We start from the raw sequence: 18,550 nt of genomic DNA on the forward strand, positions 1-18,550 counted from the left end.
CAAAACCTCCTATTCACTGCGGGTTCTGTCCGGCAGCTCACCCGCGCATCTTCCCTTACTGTATTATTATAAGGCTTCCCAGCCGGTTTGACAAGCGGCCCTTTGGCGAAATTTCCAAAAAGGTTTTCCAGATTCCCTTCCAGAAAGTCTCAGCTGCAAGGGTGTCCGGGCAGACAAAAGATGCCCTTGCCAGATACGGGAGAAACCAGTAAAATAAGGGAAAGACAGAAGGAGGGCAACAGAGATGGAATGGCCGGATGGAAAGGTACGATGCAGCTGGGCGAACCCGAAGAACGAGCGGTATATCCGTTATCATGACGAGGTATGGGGCGTCCCTGTGCACGACGACCAGAAACTTTTTGAGATGCTGATCCTGGAATGCTTTCAGGCCGGGCTTTCGTGGGAGTGCGTCCTGAACAAGCAGGAGGCATTCCAGCGCGCGTTCGACGGCTTTGACCTGGAGCAGGTCTGCGCCTATGGGGAAGAAAAGCTGGAGGAAATCCGGCAGGATCCGGGCATCATCCGCAACCGTTTGAAAATCCGGGCCGCGGTGGCCAATGCGAAGGTTTTCCGGGCGATCCAGCAGGAATACGGGAGCTTTTCGGACTATCTCTGGAACTGGACGGATGGACAAGTGGTTCATGAGGTTGGGGAAAGCTGCTCCCCGCTGTCCGACGCCATCTCTCGGGACCTGAAACGCCGAGGTATGAAATTTGTGGGCACCACCATCGTTTACGCTTATCTACAGGCGGTAGGCGTGGTCTGTTCCCACGAGGAAGGCTGCTTTCTGGCAGGTACAGAGGGTGACCGTCCTTCCGGTTGAAGCCGGCATTGTTGTTTCCCTGAATTCGTGATATACTATAGGGACAAAACCGCAGTTTTAGGAGAAGGAAAATGGAAATTTTAAAACCCGAGCAGTATGGCGAATATGAAACATTTGTCAGCTCCCATCCCAACGGGGAGTTTACCCAGAGCATCAACTGGCAGAAGGTGAAAAACAACTGGGAATTCGAGGCGGTTGTCTCGCGGGATTCACAGGGAAAGATCGTCGGGTCGATGGGGGTGCTGATCCAGCGCATCCCGCTCATAGGTACCTCGTTTCTCTATGCGCCCCGCGGCCCGGTCTGCGACCTGCACGACCGCGATGTGCTCTCCGACCTCAAAGCGGGCGCGGACCAGCTTGCCCGCAAACACAACGCGCATATGCTCAAGATCGACCCCAATGTCCCGATGAGCGACACCCGGTTTATCGAGATTGCCAAGGGGCTGGGCTTCCGGCAGAACTACGGCCCGGAAGGGTTTGAAGGGATTCAGGCGCGGTTCAACTACCGGCTCTACCTGAACGGGCGCACAGCGGACGAGCTGTTTGCCAACCTGACCCAGAAAACCCGCTATAACTGCCGGGTAGCGATGAAAAAAGGGGTGGAAATCCGGGTGGTCGGCAAAGAATATCTGGATGAATTTGTGCGGATCATGCAGGCAACCGGGGAACGGGACGGGTTCAATACCCGTCCGAAAGCATACTTTGAGCGTATGCTCGATGCTTTGGGGGAGCATGTGCGGATGTACATGGGCTTCTATCAGGATCAGCCGATCTGCGGCGCGATTACGACCAACTACGCGGGGAAAGCCTGTTATGTTTATGGTGCGTCGGACAACGTCTACCGCAATGTGATGCCCAACTATCTGATCCAGTGGGAGATGATCCAATGGGCGGTGGAGACCGGATGCACCGTCTATGATTTCCAGGGGGTCAGCGGCAATCTGGACGAGAATGCGCATATGTACGGCCTTTACCGGTTTAAGCGGGGGTTCAACGGCACGCTCGACGAACTGGCAGGGGAATTTGACTATCTTTATCAGCCGCTCAAAACCAGAATGGTCAGCCATGCAATCGCCCTGAACGGAAAGCTGGGCGGGCTGAAACGGAGGCTGAAACGGGGATGAAGCCGCTGCAGGAAGCCGTAGGCAGTTACCTTGCGAAGGGGCGCGCCTGGTTCCATATGCCGGGCCACAAGGGGCGCGGGGACGGCGCATTCGCGGAGATTCTGCCATGGGATGTGACCGAGGTGGACGGCTGCGACAGCCTGTTTCACGCGGACGGTCCGATCGACCTGCTGGAACAGGCATTTTCCAGGGTTTACGGGACCCGGCGCACCCTGCTCTGTGCGGGCGGTGCGACCCTCTGCATCCAGACCATGCTCGCGCTCGCGTGTGGGATCGGGCGTAAACTGGTCATCAGCCGGAACATCCACCGTTCGGCGATCAATGCATGCGCCCTGCTCGGGCTGGAACCGGTGTGGGTCTACCCCGAACAGGATGCAGGGGACTGGTTCCTCGGGCGGTACAGCCCCGAAGCGGTCGGGCAGGCGCTCGCGGCGCATCCGGATGCTGCCGCGGTCTACCTCACCTCGCCCGACTATTTCGGCGTGATGAGTGACCTCACAGGGATTGCGGAGGCCTGCCGGGATTATGGGGTGCCGCTGCTGGCCGACAATGCCCACGGCGCCCATCTGCCGTTCCTGCCTGAACGATACGGCTGCCTGCACCCGATCTCCTGCGGTGCGGCGCTCTGCGGGGACAGCCTGCATAAGACCATGCCCGCGATGACCGGCGCGGCGCTGCTGCAAATCGGGGAAGAACGGTTCGCCGGCGATGCCAAACGGATGATGTCGATGTTCGGGTCGACCAGCCCCAGCTATCCCATCATGCTCTCCTGCGAGCGGGCGCTCGGTTATGCCCAGAAGGGGGCAAAGGAAGGGTTCGCCCGGACCACCACCCGTCTGGATGCGCTGCGTATCCTCGCGCAGCAACACGGGTTTGCACTGCCCCAGGGCGTCACCGATCCTGCCCGCCTCACATTGGGGTTTGGCGCGCTCGGCTGGCCGGAGCAAGCTTTCGGCGATTACATACGGGCACATGGGATCGAACCGGAATACATCAGCGGCTCGGCCTGCGTCTTTCTGGCGAACGGGATGAATTCTGATGAAGATTTCGCAAGGCTGGAAGCCGCGATCAGAGGGATCAAGCCGAGAGGAAACCCGGACCCGGTCAGACCGGTACTGCCCCATCCTGTGCGGGCGATGGGGGTGCGGGAGGCCGCGTTTGCACCGCAGGAACAGGTCCCGGTGGGGCAGGCGCTGGGGCGGATTGCCGCTGCCGAAGCATCCCCCTGCCCGCCGGGAATCCCGGTGGTGATGGGCGGTGAACGGATCGGCCCCGCGGAGCTGGAGTCCCTCCGGCTTTATGGGGTCAAAACGGTCAACGTTGTCAGATAGGTTCCCCACCTGAAGCTGCCCGGTCAAGCGCCTTTGAACCCCTCCCCAAGCACCTCGTTCGACTCAAGGATGATGATAAACGAATCGGCATCAGCCGCCTTGACCTGTTTTTGCACCGTATACATCTGTTTGTTGCTGCACGCGCACATGACCACCTGTTTGTCCTGACGGGTATACCCGCCTGACGCTTTCAGGATGGTTGCCCCGCGCCCGCAGCAGCATTCGATCTCCTGCACCACCTGCTGCCCATGCTCGGTGACGATCAAAGCCAGTTTGCCCGAGTCGATCCCATAGGCCACCTTATCCACCACGACCGCAAACAGGTAGTTGATAATCATGCCGTAAACCATCCCTTCCACATCCCGGAAGAGGATGCCTCCCGCAAGCACGACCCCTGCATCCGCCAGAAAGACGATCTTTCCGAGGGACATATGCGGGCGCAGCACCTTGACCGCCATCACGATAAAATCGGTGCCCCCGGTCGAAGAACCGCGCATGAAGATGATCGCATAGCCAAACCCCGCGATCACGCCGGTACAGATCGCGGCGAGCATCCGGTCCCCCTGGAATGCGGGGAAAAGGGGGGCTGCATAGTCGATCATCACCGAGGAAATCACCATACAGCGGATCGACTTGATGAAAAAGCCGCGCCCAAGCAGCCGGCAGCAGACCGCCGCCACCGGCAGGTTGAGCAGGATGGTCATAATGCCGATCGGGAAACCGGTCAGCCGGTTGACGATCATCGCAACGCCTGAAAAACCGGTCATCGGGAATTCGGCATGGACTGCAAAGTTGTAGATGCCCACCGCAATACAGATGCTCCCGAAAAATTCCACCGCAAGGTCAATCCCAACCTCCCGGAGCCTGGTCTGGTTCGCCATCCTGCAACACCCTTTCTTCTGTATAAGTATCCCGTATACCAAGCCCTGTTTCCCACCCTGCCGGATGCGGAAACAGGCGATAACAGAAAAAGCATCCGCGAATTCTTCCCTATCATTCGCGGATGCTCTTTTCTGTTTTCACTATAGCACAGCGGACAAACCGCTGTCAACACTCTGTTTTTCCCTCTGCCTGCCGCTACATTTTGATGGTCATAGCCATCCGGCTGGTCTCCTCCTCGGGCGGGAACTCGTCGGCATAGCGCGGGCGCCGCCGTACAGGCTCCGGCTTTTGCTTTTTCTCCTCGGCAATCGAAACCGCATTTGCCAGCATCAGCTTGATCCGATTTTCCTGATTGATCCGGGTGGCGCCGGGGTCATAATCGACCGCCACGATGTTCGATTCGGGGTGCCGCTCCTTGATGACCCGCATCATCCCCTTGCCGACGATGTGGTTGGGCAGGCAGCCGAACGGCTGGGTACAGACAATGTTGCAGACCCCCTGCTCGATCAGTTCGAGCATTTCGGCGGTGAGCAGCCAGCCTTCCCCCATCTTGACGCCGTGGTTGATATAGCCGCGGGTGAGGTCGACGGTGTGGGGGAAATACCCGCCCGGCCGGAAGCTGCCTTCCGACTGGATCGCGTCGATCACATCCGCCTGTTTTTTGACCAGCATATGGTAAAACCGCTCAAGGATTTCCTGTTTGATCCGGGAATTCAGCCCATACAGCTTATGGTCCATCAGCATATTATAGACGCAGTAGAGGCAGAAATCCAGCAGGCCGGGCACCACCGGTTCTGCGCCCTCCTGAAGCAGGAATTCTTCCAGGTTGTTGTTGCCGAGCGGCGAGAACTTGACATAGATCTCCCCGACGATCCCGACTTTTACCTTTTCCTCTTTGCGGCGGGGGACCGCGGCAAAGTCCCGCAGGATTGCGCGGTAGTTCTGTTTGACCTGATGGTAACTGAGCAGGCCACGCCCCTTCATCTCCCCGGTGAGACGCCGCGACCAGCGGTCGACCAGACGGTCGGATTCGCCCCGCTCGATCTCATATGGGCGGCACTGGTTGGCGAGCAGCATCAGCAGGTCGCCATACAGAATCGCGTAAAAGATCCGGTCGATCATCGTGGGGGTGAGCTTGAAGCCGGGGTTTGGCTCCATCCCGCTTGCCGAAAGCGAGATCACCGGGATCTGCCCCATCCCCGCTTTTTTGAGCGCCTTGCGCAGCAGATGGATGTAGTTTGACGCGCGGCAGCCTCCGCCTGTCTGGGAGATCATCAGCGCGACCTTGTTCAGGTCGTATTTCCCCGATTCGAGCGCGTCGATCATCTGCCCGATCACCAGCAGCGCCGGGTAACAGGTGTCATTGTGGACGCTGCGCAAACCAGCGTCCACAACCGGCTTGCCGGTATTTTCGAGCAGCTCGCATTTGTAGCCGTATGCCCGCAGGATATTGAGCATCAGCTTGAAGTGGATCGGCAGCATGGTGGGCACCAGGATTGTATAGTCCTTTTTCATCTCCCTGGTGAATACCACCCGTTCCTCATTCTGCGGCATAGCTGCGCCTCCTTTCTTCGACCGCTTCCAGCAGGCTGCGGATGCGGATTTTGACCGCGCCGAGGTTGGTGATCTCATCGATCTTGAGCTGGGTATAAAGTTTCCCGCCCTCCTCAAGGATTTCACGCACCTCGTCGGTGGTGATCGCGTCGATCCCGCAGCCGAACGAGACGAGCTGGACCAGCTCCATGTCCGGCTGGGTGGTGACATATTTTGCGGCGTTATAAAGCCGGGCGTGGTAGGTCCACTGGTTGAGGACGTTCACCCGGACCGGCTCGACCAGATCACAGACACAGTCCTCGCTGACCACCACAATCCCAAACGAGGAGATCAGCCGGTCGATCCCGTGGTTGATCTCGGGGTCGATGTGGTACGGCCTGCCCGAGAGCACCACAATCCGCCTGCCGTTTTTGCGGGCATATTCGATCGCGCGCCTGCCCTCGTCCCGAATCTCCTGCATCCATCTGGCATAGGCGAGGTTGGCCTCCTTGACCGCCTCGCGTACCTCCCGCAGCCGCAGGCTTGGGTAATAGTTCCACAGCTCGGAATAGAGCCGGGGAGCCATCTTTTTGCCCAGATGGATGCCCACATGGGGATAGATGAATCGGACCCGCTCATCCGAAAGCTCGGCGACATTGGCGCGGAGCAGCTCGGGGTAGTAGGCAACGACCGGGCAATTGAAGTGGTTATCGCCCTTGTGCTCGTCAAAATTATAGGTCAGGCAGGGGTAAAAGATGTCCGTGACCCCCTTCTCGAGCAGGTTGGCAATATGCCCATGCACCAGTTTGGCCGGATAGCAGACGGTATCCGACGGAATCGAGAACTGCCCCTTGATGTAGGTATTGCGGGTCGAGAGGTCGGACAGCACCACCTCAAACCCCAGATGGGTGAAAAAGGCGTGCCAGAACGGAAGGTTCTCGAACATGTTCAGCCCGAGCGGAAGCCCGATTTTCCCGCGTTTCGCGCTGCCCGACTTCATCAGCGCGCGCACTTTATCCAGCTTGTATTTGTAGAGGTCGGGAATCTGTTCGGGGTCACGGTTGCCGAGCGGGCGTTCGCACCGGTTGCCGCTGATGAACTTTTTTCCCCGTCCGAACGAATTGACCGTCAAGTTGCAATGGTTGCCGCAGAGGCCGCAGACGGTCGATTTGGAGGTATGTACAAACTGCCCCAGCTCCTCCAACTGGATAAGTCCGGACTTTTCCAGTCCCAGCTCTTTGGCATAGAGGGCGGCGCCGTACGCGCCCATCAGGCCGGCGATCTGCGGGCGGATCACCTTCCGGCCCAGTTCGACCTCAAAGCTGCGGAGCACCGCGTCATTGAGGAAGGTCCCCCCCTGTACGACAATGTGCTCCCCCAGCTCCTTGGCGGAGGCGGCGCGGATCACCTTGTAAATCGCGTTTTTGACGACCGACATCGAGATCCCCGCCGAGATATCCTCGACCACCGCTCCCTCCTTCTGCGCCTGCTTGACCGACGAGTTCATAAATACGGTGCAGCGGGAGCCGAGGTCAACCGGGTATTTCGCGAACAGTCCAAGCTTTGCGAACTCAGCGACATTATAGCCCATCGACTGTGCAAATGTGCTGATGAACGAGCCGCAGCCGGAAGAGCACGCCTCGTTGAGCATGATCGAGTCGATCGAGTTGTTGCGCACCTTGAAGCATTTGATGTCCTGCCCGCCAATATCGAGGATGAAATCGACCTGCGGGTTGAAATGGCGGGCAGCCTTGAAATGGGCCATTGTTTCGACCAGCCCCGCGTCGACCGAAAAGGCGTGTTTAATCAGGTCTTCGCCATAGCCGGTGGCCGCGCTGCCCCTGATCGTCACCCGGCCCGCACAGCGGGGCAGCAGCTGCGAAAGCTGCTCCTTGATGACCTGCACCGGATTGCCCTTATTCGGGGCGTAGTATTCATACAGAATCTGGTCGTCCGCGCTCATCAGCACCAGCTTGGTGGTGGTGCTGCCGCAGTCAATGCCAAGATAGGCGTCGCCGGCGTAGGAGTCGAGGCTTGCTTGGTCGACCGAAGCGCGCGCATGGCGGTTGCAGAAGGCTGCATAGTCATCTGCATTTTCAAAGAGCGGCTCCAGCCGGCGGGAGGTCGGTGCACTGTCGGTGCTGTCCTCGATCCGGGAGGCCAGCTCCTCATAGGTGAGCAGCTTCCCGGCTTTTTCCGCGTAGAGCGCGCTGCCCATCGCGACCGCGTACCGGCCCATATCGGGAAACACCGCGTCCTCGGAAGAAAGCCCGAGCGCCCGGACAAATTCCCGCTGGAGCGCCTTGAAGAAATAGAGCGGCCCGCCGAGGAAGAGCACCTTGCCTTCGATCCTGCGGCCCTGCGCCAGACCGGTGATCGTCTGGTCAACCACCGCGCGGAAGATCGAAGCTGCGATATCCTCGTGCCGCGCGCCCTGGTTGAGCAGCGGCTGGATGTCGCTTTTGGCGAACACGCCGCACCGAGAAGCGATCGTGTAAACCTTCTCGCTGCCGAGCGCGAGGGTGTCGAGCTGTTCAGGGGTCACGTCGAGCAGGGTGGCCATCTGGTCGATGAACGCGCCGGTCCCGCCCGCGCAGGAGCCGTTCATCCGCTCCTCCAGCCCGCCGGTGAAAAAGATGATCTTGGCGTCCTCCCCGCCCAGCTCGATCACCGTGTCGGTATCAGGCGCCATCGTCTTGACCACCTCGCCGGTCGCGAACACCTCCTGAATGAACGGCAGGTTCGCCGCTTTCGCGAGCCCCAGCCCCGCCGAACCCGAAAGCGCAATCGTAAACTCCCGGTCGCCGATCACATCTTTTGCCATCCGGATCAGCTCGAGCGTCTTGGGGCGCACCTGCGAAAGATGCCGTTCGTACTGTTCATAGACGACATCGCCCGACTTGATGACCACGATTTTTACGGTGGTCGAGCCGATGTCAATTCCAATCGTCATTCCCATTTTGTTTTCCCTTTCCGATGATTCCGGACCCCTGCCCTCCTCCCGCCGCCTTACGGATAATCGGCGGCGCGCCTTTGGGAAACAGGCCAGGCTCCGGTAGCTGATTCTATCTTAACACGTCAAATGCGCCGTGGTCAACGCCCCCTGCCGCAGAAAATTCTACTAAAACCGTCGATTTTTCATTCAGCCTGCACAAACCTGCATAAAAAGGCAGGGAAGCGGTTCCGCATCCCGAACCAGAAGCAACCTCCTATCCAAAGTCCTGCTTCTGCATACGTTTCATAAAGAAGGATATTTTGCACAGAGTCCATCCCCCAAAAGGCAAAAAAATGCCCTGCATTTTTCAAAAGCAGGACATTGGGTGAAACGGGTTATTTGGGACGGACATAGATCAGCTTTGCGCTGTTGTCGTTGGTGCGCACGCTTTTGATGTCGAACAGGTCGAGCGATTCGATGAACGGGGTCAGCTTGGAAAATCCAAAGTTGCGGACATCAAAATCAGGGTACCTCTTGACCAACAGGCTTCCGATCGTGCCGATGAAGATCCAGCCATCCTCGTCCGAGGTTTCCTCCGAGATGCTCAGGATTGCCTCTTTGAGGGTTTCCAGATTGCCCATCTGCGGCTGGGGCTTGTCGACAGTCCGGGCACTCTTGACGGGCTTGCCCCCCGGCAGCTTCTCATTCTTTTCCAGTTTTTCAGGTTTCGCCGGTTTTGCGGACTTTTCGGTGTTCTTTTTCTTCTCCTCCTCCGCGCTGGCAAAGAGGATATCCAGATATTTAAACCGGTTGCACGCCGAAATGAACGACTTGGGCGTTTTGCGCTCCCCCATGCCGATCACCTGCATCCCCGATTCCCGCAGCCGGGCGGCCAGACGGGTGAAATCGCTGTCCGAAGAGACGATGCAGAATCCATCCACCTGCCCCGAATAGAGGATGTCCATTGCGTCGATAATCAGTGCGGAATCGGTTGAGTTTTTGCCGGTCGTGTAGTTATACTGCTGCATGGGAAGGATCGAGTTGTCGAGCAGGATCGACTTCCACGAGGAAAGCGCGGGTTTGGTCCAGTCGCCGTAAATCCGTTTATAGGTGGCGATCCCATCCTTTGATATTTCATCCAGGATAATTTTAATATATTTATCCGATATGTTATCAGCGTCGATCAGTACCGCGAATTTGCAATCATTTGGCATTTTTTCCATCCTGTCTGTTATTTCATTTGTACACCCAGACCCGCTTGCGCGGCCCGGGTGCCGCTTTTCACCTGCAATGCGTTAGCCGTGGATGTCTACCTGTGGGTTATCCCAGCTATTTTGTTATGATATCACAATTGTGAAGCGATGTGATATCATTGGCCATCGGGACGGGAGCGGGCTCTGCCTGCGCATCATCCTGGCCATAGCTCTGGTATAATAGCTGCTTTGCAACTATTATATCACACCGAAGGTGGGATGTCCACAGGCTTTGTCTTGCGTACTATTCTCAGTTGTGCTAGAATATAGATTGTATCATTGCAGGGAGCCGGAATCTTGAAAGCCGCTGGCCATGCAATGTGAGGTAAGGCCACTTTTGGCCGCAGGTTTTAAACTCCTATTTTGCGCTATTTTCGATTATAAATTTGAGATTTAAGAGAGGTTCTGTTTGAATTTGAAAAAGAAAGTGGTAGCCGTACTGTTCGGCTCAGTTTCCAGTGAATACGAAGTCTCGCTGATGTCCGCAACTTCGGTTCTGCAAAACATCCCGCGCGAGAAATATGATGTGGTGATGCTTGGCATCACCAAAGACGGGCGCTGGCTGGAGTATACCGGGGACATCGCACTGATCCAGCCCGACCAGTGGCAGCAGAGCGGCCATGTCACGCCCGCGGTCCTTTCGCCCGACCGCTCAACCGGCGGACTGCTGCGCATCCTCCCGGACGGGCGGACCGAAACCATCCGGATTGACGTGGCTTTCCCGGTGGTCCATGGGGAAAACAGCGAGGATGGCGCCTTACAGGGCCTGTTCCAACTGGCAGGAATCCCTTATGTGGGGTGCGGCGTGCTCGCCTCAGCGACCTGTATGGACAAGGAGGTCACCCACATCCTGCTCGAAGCGGCAGGTATCCGGACCGCGCCTTACAGAGTGATGACCCGCCCGATGATGGAACGGTTTGAAGAGATGGAACCTGCGCTCCAGAAGTCTCTGGGCTATCCGATGTTCGTCAAGCCGGCGAATACCGGCTCCTCTGTGGGAGTGGGCAAAGCCAGGGACCGGGCCGGACTGAAGGCCGCGCTGCAAGAGGCGTTCCGGTACGACCGCAAAGCGGTTGTCGAAACCGCGATCACTGGTGCAGAGGTCGAATGCGCGGTGCTTGGCAACTATGGCGACTGCACTGCCTCGGTGGTCGGCGAGATCGTGCCCCATCACGAATTTTACGACTACGAGGGCAAATACCTCGACGATTCAACCGACCTTTATATCCCAGCGCGGATTCCGGAGCCGGTCAGCAAGGTCATCCGGCAGACAGCCTGCGACGCATTCGCCGCGATGGGCTGCACCGGACTTTCCCGGATCGACTTTTTCGCGCAGGAAGATGGCGGTGTGGTCCTCAACGAGATCAACACCCTGCCCGGCTTCACCGCGATTTCGATGTATCCCAAGCTGTTTGACGCGGCAGGCATCCCCTATCCCGAACTGATCGACCGGCTGATCCAGCTTGCGCTCGCGCGTGCAGCGGAACAGTGACCGGCCTGCCGGAATCTGGATTGAGAGGTAGCGGATATGGATAACAGAGCCATCGGTGTTTTTGATTCGGGACTGGGCGGTCTGACGACCGTTAAGGAGCTGCGCCGCCTGCTCCCGCAGGAAAACCTGATCTATTTCGGGGATACCGGGCGGGTCCCCTACGGCACCCGCAGCCGGGAGACGATCCGCCAGTACGCGATGCAGGATATCGCCTTTCTCAAGCGGCATGACGTCAAACTGATTATCATTGCCTGCGGGACGGTCAGTTCCCAGCTTACCCCCGAGATGTCAGAAAAAATCGGGGTGCCCCATTCGGGCGTCGTGCTCCCCGCAGCGCAGGCCGCCTGCGCCGCTACTGCCACCGGCAGGGTCGGGGTGATCGGCACCACCGCGACTGTCCGGTCGGGTGCTTACGGCCGGGCGATCCGTTCGATCAATCCGGGGGTGCATGTATTCGGGAATGCCTGCCCGCTCTTTGTCCCGCTGGTGGAGAACGGGTTCATCCAGCCGGATAATGAGGTGACCGCCAAAGTTGCCGAACTCTATCTTCAGCCGATCCAACAGGCAGAGGTTGACACCCTGATCCTTGGGTGCACCCATTATCCGATCCTCTATGAAACGATCAACCGGGTGCTCGGCTACAGGGTGACCTTGGTTGATGCAGGAAAAGAGGTTGCACGCTGGGCACAGCAGTTTCTCTCGGCGGAGGACCTGCTTTCAGACGGGTCTGGCGGAACCATCAGCTTTTATGTGAGCGACTCCCCCGAGCTGTTCGCCGAAACCGCTGAACTCTTCCTTGGGGAACGGGTGAGCGGAAAGGTCCACCAGATCAGCCTCGAACTTTTAACCGACAGATAAAGGAACAATAAAGATGAAAAAAGATGTACTGATTGATATTAAAGGGATCTACCGCCAGGACGGGGAACAGGATCAGGTGGAGCTGGTCACAACCGGTTCCTACTATAAGCGCAATGGGGATTACTATATCGCCTATGACGAATCCGAGATGACCGGCTTTGACGGTACCCATACGGTACTCCGGGTCGAAGGTTCCCAGCGGGTGACCCTCTCCCGCTCGGGCAGCACCAAGAGCCAGCTCATCATTGAGCGGGGGGTCCGGCACCAGTGCCACTATGACACAGGATATGGTGCAATGACCATCGGTGTCTCGGGCGACCGGGTCTTCTCCGATCTGGATGACCATGGCGGCAAGCTCCAGTTCTCCTATTCGCTCGATGTGAACACCTCGCTCGCCAGCGAAAATGAAGTGTTTATCAACGTCCGGGAGAGTGCGGGCGCGCCAGTTCTGCCGGTTGGCCAGTAATCCCTGGGCTTCCTTCTCAAGTTTGCTTTTATCCAAGGTTTTACTCGATTCTTTGCTCCGGTCTAAGAGCCGGCGCTTTGTGCCGGTTGGCCGCACGCCGATCTTGGCGCTAAGAGCCGTTTCTTCGCAACGGTTGCGCTCCGAAACACTCGCTGCGGCTCGTAGTGCGGCGGCAGTGGGACAGCGTCAGTTTGGTTCCAGACCCAACTGACAGGCGCAAAGCGCCTTCCTCGAGGCTTCTCGGGCTTTCAGCCCGAAGCGCAGCATCCGCCGCGATGCCCCTGCGGGCTGTCTTGCGGGCTAGGGGTCACCGGGCGCATGTTGTTTTGGCCTCCCGACCAAAACAACGCCCTTCGCTTCTCGGGCCTTCGGCCCGAAGCGCGCCTGCGGCGCGACGCTCGGGCAGGATGCGCCTCACGGGCGAGGGGTCACCGGCCCCTCCCCGTGTGCTCCTCCCCAGCAAGCTAAGAGCGGCCTCCTTTTTTCTCAACCTAAAGTTTTACTCAATTTTTTTCAAAAAATTGCGGGGTCGAGGGGCAGAGCCCCCGCTGCCCGCTGGCAATTTAATAATTAGGATGTGTAAAAGATGATGAGCAACCCGGTATCCGACATCAAACAATCAATCACCGCGCTGGTACGCGCCGCACTGGATGCTGCGGCAGCTTCCGGTACGCTTTCCGCCTGTGCGGAGCTGCCCGCATTTGTCGTGGAGATCCCTGCGGACACCTCCCACGGGGATTTTGCCACCAATGCCGCCATGGTCTGCGCCCGCACCTTCCGATGTGCACCCCGCAAGGTTGCGGAGGCGATCTGCCAGAACCTTGTGCTCGAAGGCTCCGGGATCGAGCGGGTCGAGATCGCGGGTCCCGGCTTTATCAACTTCTTCCTCGGCCGGGGCTGGTTCTCTGAGGCGGTGCATTCGGTGCTCGCGCAGGGAGACGCCTACGGCCGTACCAGTTTCGGCAGCGGGGAAAAAGTTCAGGTCGAGTTTGTCTCGGCCAATCCCACCGGCCCGATGCATATGGGCAATGCCCGCGGCGGCGCTATCGGCGACTGCCTTGCTGCCGCGCTCGACTGGGCGGGCTACGAGGTGACCCGCGAATTCTACGTGAACGATGCGGGCAACCAGATCGAAAAATTTGGCAGGTCGCTCGAGGCACGTTATCTTCAGATTTACCAGGGAGAGGATGCAGTGGAATTTCCCGAGGACGGTTACCACGGGGACGATATCAAAGCCCGCGCGCAGGAGTTCGCTGACCTCCACGGAAACCGGCTGGTGCAGGCGGACGGCCCGGATCGCAGGCGGGAGCTGATCGGCTACGCGCTCCCCAAGAATATCGAAAAACTGCGGCAGGACCTGGAATCCTACCGGATTGCTTACGATGTGTGGTTCCTTGAAAGCACCCTGCACAATGGCGCGATCGACCAGGCGATCCAGCGGCTCTCCGACCGGGGGATGACCTACGAAAAAGAAGGTGCGCTCTGGTACAAAGCAACCGAAAACGGCGGAGAGAAGGACGAAGTGCTTGTCCGGGCGAACGGCTTCCCGACCTATTTTGCAGCGGACATCGCCTACCACTACAATAAGTTTGCGGTGCGCGGGTTCGACCGGGTCATCAACGTCTGGGGCGCGGACCACCATGGACATGTGGCGCGTCTCAAAGGTGCGATGGATGCGATCGGCCTGGACGGCTCCAAACTCGACATCGTATTGATGCAGCTTGTCCGGCTGATGAAGGATGGAAAGCCGTATAAGATGTCCAAACGCACCGGAAAAGCGGTTTCGCTCACCGATCTGATCGAGGAGGTCCCGGTGGATGCGGCGCGGTTCTATTTCAACATGCGTGAGCCGAATTCAACTTTCGACTTTGACCTCGATCTCGCGATCGAGCAGTCGGCCCAGAATCCGGTCTATTATGTGCAATATGCCCACGCCCGGATCTGTTCGATCCTGCGCAAACTGGCGGAGGAAGGGGTATCGCCGCGCGCGTGTACCGCTGACGAGCTGGATGCAATGGACGGCCCGTTTGAAACCGAACTGATCCGCTGCCTGGCGCGGTTCCCACAGGAGATCGTCGAGACAGCGCGCAGCTATGACCCTGCCAAACTCACCAAATATGCGGTCGAAGCCGCCACCCTCTTCCACAAATTCTATGACAAGTGCCGGATCCGGGGCGAAGCAGAACCGCTGATGCAGGCCCGGCTGAACCTCTGCCTGGCGGTGCGGACTGTGCTGCGCAACGTGCTGACCATCCTGAAAATAACCGTCCCGGAATCCATGTGACGGTTGCAAATAAAAGAAAGGAACAGGAAAACTGTTATGAACGAAAACGGCCGATTGTGCCTGCCCCTGCTGCTTGATGGGGCAACCGGCACCCAGTATATGAAAGCAGGAATGCCCAGCGGCGTCTGTGTAGAACAGTGGGCGAGCGAGCACCCGGAGGTGATCCGCCAGGTGATTTGCGGCTACGCCGACGCGGGCAGTGACATCGTTTATGCCCCAACATTTCTCGCCAATGCCGGCAGCCTCGCGGCTTACGGCCTGGAGGGGCAGGTGTCCGCCCTCAACCGGAAGATCGTCGGAATCGCGCGGGAGGCGCTCGACGGGCGGGCTTCGGCCAAGCTTGCTGGGGATATGTCCACCACCGGGTTGATGTGCGAGCCGTTTGGGGAGGTCCCCTTTGCCCGTCTGCTCGAAATCTATGATGAACAGGCGCAGGCGCTCTCAGAGGCCGGAGTGGACCTGCTGGTAATTGAGACGATGAGCTCACTGTCCGAATGCCGGGCCGCGGTGATCTCTGCCCGTAAAACCGGTCTGCCGATCTTTCTGAGCATGACGGCCAACGGAGAGGGGCGCACCATGTGGGGGGACGACATCCTCGCCTCGATGCTGATTCTTCAGGACATGGGGATTGCGGCCTTCGGGCTGAACTGTTCGGAAGGCCCGGACGATATGGTTTCGCTTTTCGAGCGGATCGCACCCTATGCCAAAGTCCCGCTGATCGCCAAGCCCAATTCGGGAAACCCGCCGCTCACCCCGATCCAGTTCAGCGACCGCTGTGCGCGGCTCATGCGGCGCGGTGTGTCGATCATCGGCGGCTGCTGCGGCACCGACCCCGAGTACATCGCTGCCTTGCGGCATATGGTCGATAATTTCGATGTAGAGAAAGTCAGGATCAAGCCGGTTGATTATGAAATCCTGGCGGCAGCGCGCGACGTATACTATCTCGATAACGGTCTCGAATACTCCGAGCCGATCACCTGCGAGATGGATATGGCGGATGCACTGCTCGAAGTCTCGCATGAAAGCTGCGACGCGGTGCTCATCCGGCTGGATACCCCGGATGATGGCTACCAGTTTTCGCTCAACGCCCATATGGTGGATATGCCGGTAGCGTTTGAGTCCGAGTCGCTCGAGGCGCTCGAAAATGCGCTCCTGCACTACCACGGAAAGGCTTTGGTTGTTTCAACCTCCTGCGCGCTCGAAAAGGAAGAGCTGGAATTGGTGGCTGCGCGCTATGGTGCAACTGTGCTCTGATATTCCCGGCAGTTTGTCCGATTTCAAAATAGGAATGATGGAAAAGCCCCGGCAGAAGCCGGGGCTTTGATGTTTCCCTGAGGAATATTTTAAAGGGCTTTTACTTGCCAAAAGCCCTCTGTCCAACAGGAGCTTATCCCAATACCACTAACATAAAGTTTAATGTTGAAAAGAGATTGCACAAGCAATGAAAACAGATACTGACATATATATTCTTTTTCTTATATGCCATATACGCAGCCGGCGCAAATGCGAATATACGAAATAGATTATTAAAGGGAAGCCAAAGGTGATATAGCGAAAATAAAACAGTTATAATGATCGGTGTAAATGGCGTTTGCTTTTCATAATGTGATGTTAAATATCCTCTGAAAAATAATTCTTCTGTGATCGGTGCAACGAGCACATTGAACGCAGCATAATACACACAGGTTATCATCCGCACAGGTCTCGAGAAAGCTTTCAGATACTCGTAATTTGTCCAGTCAAAGCCTGCTGGCAGACGATTCAGTATATTGCTTCTTAACCCTGCAAAAAGCTGATTTTCAACCGGTGCAATCAGAACGGACAGCAGGCCTGCAATTATAAAAAATATAAACGCAACCGCCAGCGTCTTACAGATGGGAGGTTTTTCCTGCCCTGCAAACGCACTTCGAAGGGAATATTCACCATATTCACTTTTGCTTGCTTTCAAAATCATAGCAAGCTCTGCTGGTACTAAAAGAAACGTTCCCAAAATACAAAACAGCAAAATATGTGGTATACTGCAAAAAAGCCCCAGCACTAAATAGCTTAAACTAAAAACCACAGCAGGTGCAAATATTTTTAATAGAAGTACTTTTGTATCTATCTTGTACATCTTATCCCCCCGTTCAAACTCCGCTTTGCCATAAGCCAAGTATACTATCAATGCGAATGATATTCAACCCCATAGATACCGGCAGCAGCAAGCAATTCCATCAATGTATGCCTGACGCCGCTGATTGGCGGCCAACGGCTTTCAATCCCCTCGTGCACCGGCGCAGCTCCGAATGGACCAGAGCCGGGGAAAGGAAAGAGCGGCCCAGCCTCTGCCGGGTCGCTCCTAAAGCGTTCCGCGCCCTGCGGAGCGCGGCCAAAGGCTCTGCCTTTGGAAACCGCAATTTTTTGGAAAAAATTGAGTAAAACTTTTAATGCTGAACAGGCTTTAAGAGAGCTTCAGCTTTTCTGCGGAATAACGCTTGAACGCTGCTTCGTTATAGGTGACGTCCGAAAGTGCGATGGCCCACTCGGCGATCAGCGCATCAAACTCCTCGGCTTTCATCTCCGCGAGGATGCTCGCTTTGCGGGAGGTGAAATCATTTTCATTTTCGGTGATGTCATAACGGGTGAACAGGAAGATGCTGTTTTCATCCTCAAATACGGTCGGCACACCGTTTGCCGCGGCAAAAATCGCATCGGTCACCGGCTGGCCGTACTGGGAATTGTTGCGGTTCACAAAGGTGTACGAACTGCCCGCCTCCGGTTTTTCCAGGTCTTCGTCGCCGGTCGCCTGTTTGCGCGCTTCGTAAACCAGGTCTTCCATATCCTCCCCTGCGTCAGCGCGCTGCTTATAGCCGTTGATCGTATCACGGGTATTCTGGTCGGCCTCTTTCTTGGTTTCCTCGTCCTCGGAACCGCTGAAACTCAGCGGGATCACGATGATCTTGGCGTAGTCGGTCTCAAATTTGGCGCGGATTTCGCTTTCAGGGACCTCCTGGCTGCCGCCCTCCCCATAGATCGCGTTGAACACCTGCGATTTTTTGGTGGTATTCTCGAGGGTTTTGGTATACGAGTCGATCGAAACACCGTTGCGCTCATAGACCTGTCCAACATACTGCCAGTACATCTCCGCGTTCTGGGGGATCGCCTCAAACGCAAGCGGTTCCGGCGTCAGGCCAAGCTCGTCGAACTTTTCTTCCACCGCGATGTATGCATTGAGCGCGGCCCGCGCGTTGTCCGAGACCTTCTGCGATCCGGACTGCCCGTCGAACTGTGTTTTCAGCAGTGCATCATCCTCGACCCCCGATTCATCCAGCAGGCCATAGTAACCCTCGACCATCTGGATCAGGTAGACGCCAGCCGGGACCGTCTGATCGCCAAATTTCGCGACCCAGTTGGTATCGCCGCCGATGCTGCATGCACCCAGGCTGCCCGCCAGCAGCAATGCCATCGCCGACGCAGCGGTTTTTTTCAAATAGTTCATCCTTTTCCGTTCCTCCTAATGGGGTTTTTGCGGTGCGGTTTTGTGTTGCGAACCGGCAACTGCAAAAGGAAGCCTGCGGCACCGCCGCGGC

The 18,550-nt window shown here is 57.3% G+C and carries 14 protein-coding genes; 8 read left to right on the forward strand and 6 right to left on the reverse strand.

The genetic code is table 11. The annotated features are described in order from the left end of the window. The first annotated feature begins 244 nt into the window (after positions 1-244). The 3 genes from D5269_RS00205 (at position 245) to D5269_RS00215 (ending at position 3,278) form a co-directional block, all read left to right on the forward strand. Positions 245-823, forward strand: coding sequence for a DNA-3-methyladenine glycosylase I (locus tag D5269_RS00205; RefSeq protein ID WP_120481539.1), 579 nt, complete (start codon positions 245-247; stop codon positions 821-823). Between the two features lie 71 nt (positions 824-894). Then, a complete protein-coding gene (locus D5269_RS00210) occupies positions 895-1,947 on the forward strand; it encodes a peptidoglycan bridge formation glycyltransferase FemA/FemB family protein (RefSeq protein WP_120481540.1) in 1,053 nt (350 codons plus the stop codon). Next, positions 1,944-3,278 (forward strand): DegT/DnrJ/EryC1/StrS family aminotransferase, encoded by a 1,335-nt coding sequence (locus D5269_RS00215; protein WP_120481541.1) that lies wholly within the window; start codon positions 1,944-1,946, stop codon positions 3,276-3,278. Before D5269_RS00210 ends, D5269_RS00215 begins: the two co-directional genes overlap by 4 nt. Positions 3,279-3,301: 23 nt before the next feature. Here D5269_RS00215 and D5269_RS00220 read toward each other — a convergent pair whose 3' ends face one another. From D5269_RS00220 to D5269_RS00235, 4 genes are all read right to left on the reverse strand, one after another. Then, entirely contained in the window at positions 3,302-4,159 is an 858-nt protein-coding gene (locus D5269_RS00220) for a YitT family protein (protein ID WP_016316547.1), read from the reverse strand. A 196-nt stretch (positions 4,160-4,355) separates the two neighbouring features. Beyond that, positions 4,356-5,714, reverse strand: coding sequence for a 2-hydroxyacyl-CoA dehydratase (locus tag D5269_RS00225; protein WP_166545110.1), 1,359 nt, complete (start codon positions 5,712-5,714; stop codon positions 4,356-4,358). Continuing rightward, positions 5,701-8,652, reverse strand: a complete 2,952-nt coding sequence (locus D5269_RS00230) for an acyl-CoA dehydratase activase (protein ID WP_120481543.1) — start codon at positions 8,650-8,652, stop codon at positions 5,701-5,703. Before D5269_RS00230 ends, D5269_RS00225 begins: the two co-directional genes overlap by 14 nt. A gap of 371 nt (positions 8,653-9,023) precedes the next feature. Next, positions 9,024-9,842, reverse strand: coding sequence for an NYN domain-containing protein (locus tag D5269_RS00235; protein ID WP_120481544.1), 819 nt, complete (start codon positions 9,840-9,842; stop codon positions 9,024-9,026). Positions 9,843-10,296: 454 nt separating this feature from the next. Between D5269_RS00235 and D5269_RS00240 the strand changes: the two genes are divergently transcribed. The 5 genes from D5269_RS00240 (at position 10,297) to D5269_RS00260 (ending at position 16,235) form a co-directional block, all read left to right on the forward strand. Next, positions 10,297-11,373 carry a D-alanine--D-alanine ligase family protein gene (locus tag D5269_RS00240; RefSeq protein ID WP_120481642.1) on the forward strand — a complete coding sequence of 359 codons (1,077 nt, stop codon included), beginning with the start codon at positions 10,297-10,299 and terminating at the stop codon, positions 11,371-11,373. A gap of 36 nt (positions 11,374-11,409) precedes the next feature. After that, positions 11,410-12,231, forward strand: coding sequence for a glutamate racemase (gene murI, locus D5269_RS00245; protein WP_120481545.1), 822 nt, complete (start codon positions 11,410-11,412; stop codon positions 12,229-12,231). 13 nt (positions 12,232-12,244) lie between these two features. After that, complete coding sequence (locus D5269_RS00250; RefSeq protein ID WP_016316541.1) at positions 12,245-12,697, forward strand: DUF1934 domain-containing protein; 453 nt, start codon at positions 12,245-12,247, stop codon at positions 12,695-12,697. A gap of 589 nt (positions 12,698-13,286) precedes the next feature. Further along, positions 13,287-14,981: an arginine--tRNA ligase gene (argS, locus tag D5269_RS00255; protein WP_120481644.1), complete on the forward strand. Its 1,695-nt coding sequence runs from the start codon at positions 13,287-13,289 to the stop codon at positions 14,979-14,981. A gap of 36 nt (positions 14,982-15,017) precedes the next feature. Next, positions 15,018-16,235, forward strand: a complete 1,218-nt coding sequence (locus tag D5269_RS00260; RefSeq protein WP_120481546.1) for a homocysteine S-methyltransferase family protein — start codon at positions 15,018-15,020, stop codon at positions 16,233-16,235. A 133-nt stretch (positions 16,236-16,368) separates the two neighbouring features. Here D5269_RS00260 and D5269_RS00265 read toward each other — a convergent pair whose 3' ends face one another. Next, complete coding sequence (locus tag D5269_RS00265; RefSeq protein ID WP_120481547.1) at positions 16,369-17,094, reverse strand: CPBP family intramembrane glutamic endopeptidase; 726 nt, start codon at positions 17,092-17,094, stop codon at positions 16,369-16,371. Positions 17,095-17,421: 327 nt separating this feature from the next. Beyond that, positions 17,422-18,459, reverse strand: coding sequence for a hypothetical protein (locus tag D5269_RS00270; protein WP_016316538.1), 1,038 nt, complete (start codon positions 18,457-18,459; stop codon positions 17,422-17,424). Positions 18,460-18,550: the final 91 nt, after the last annotated feature.

It is taken from the genome of Anaerotruncus sp. 1XD42-93, assembly GCF_009917605.1.
GTDB lineage: Bacteria > Bacillota > Clostridia > Oscillospirales > Ruminococcaceae > Anaerotruncus.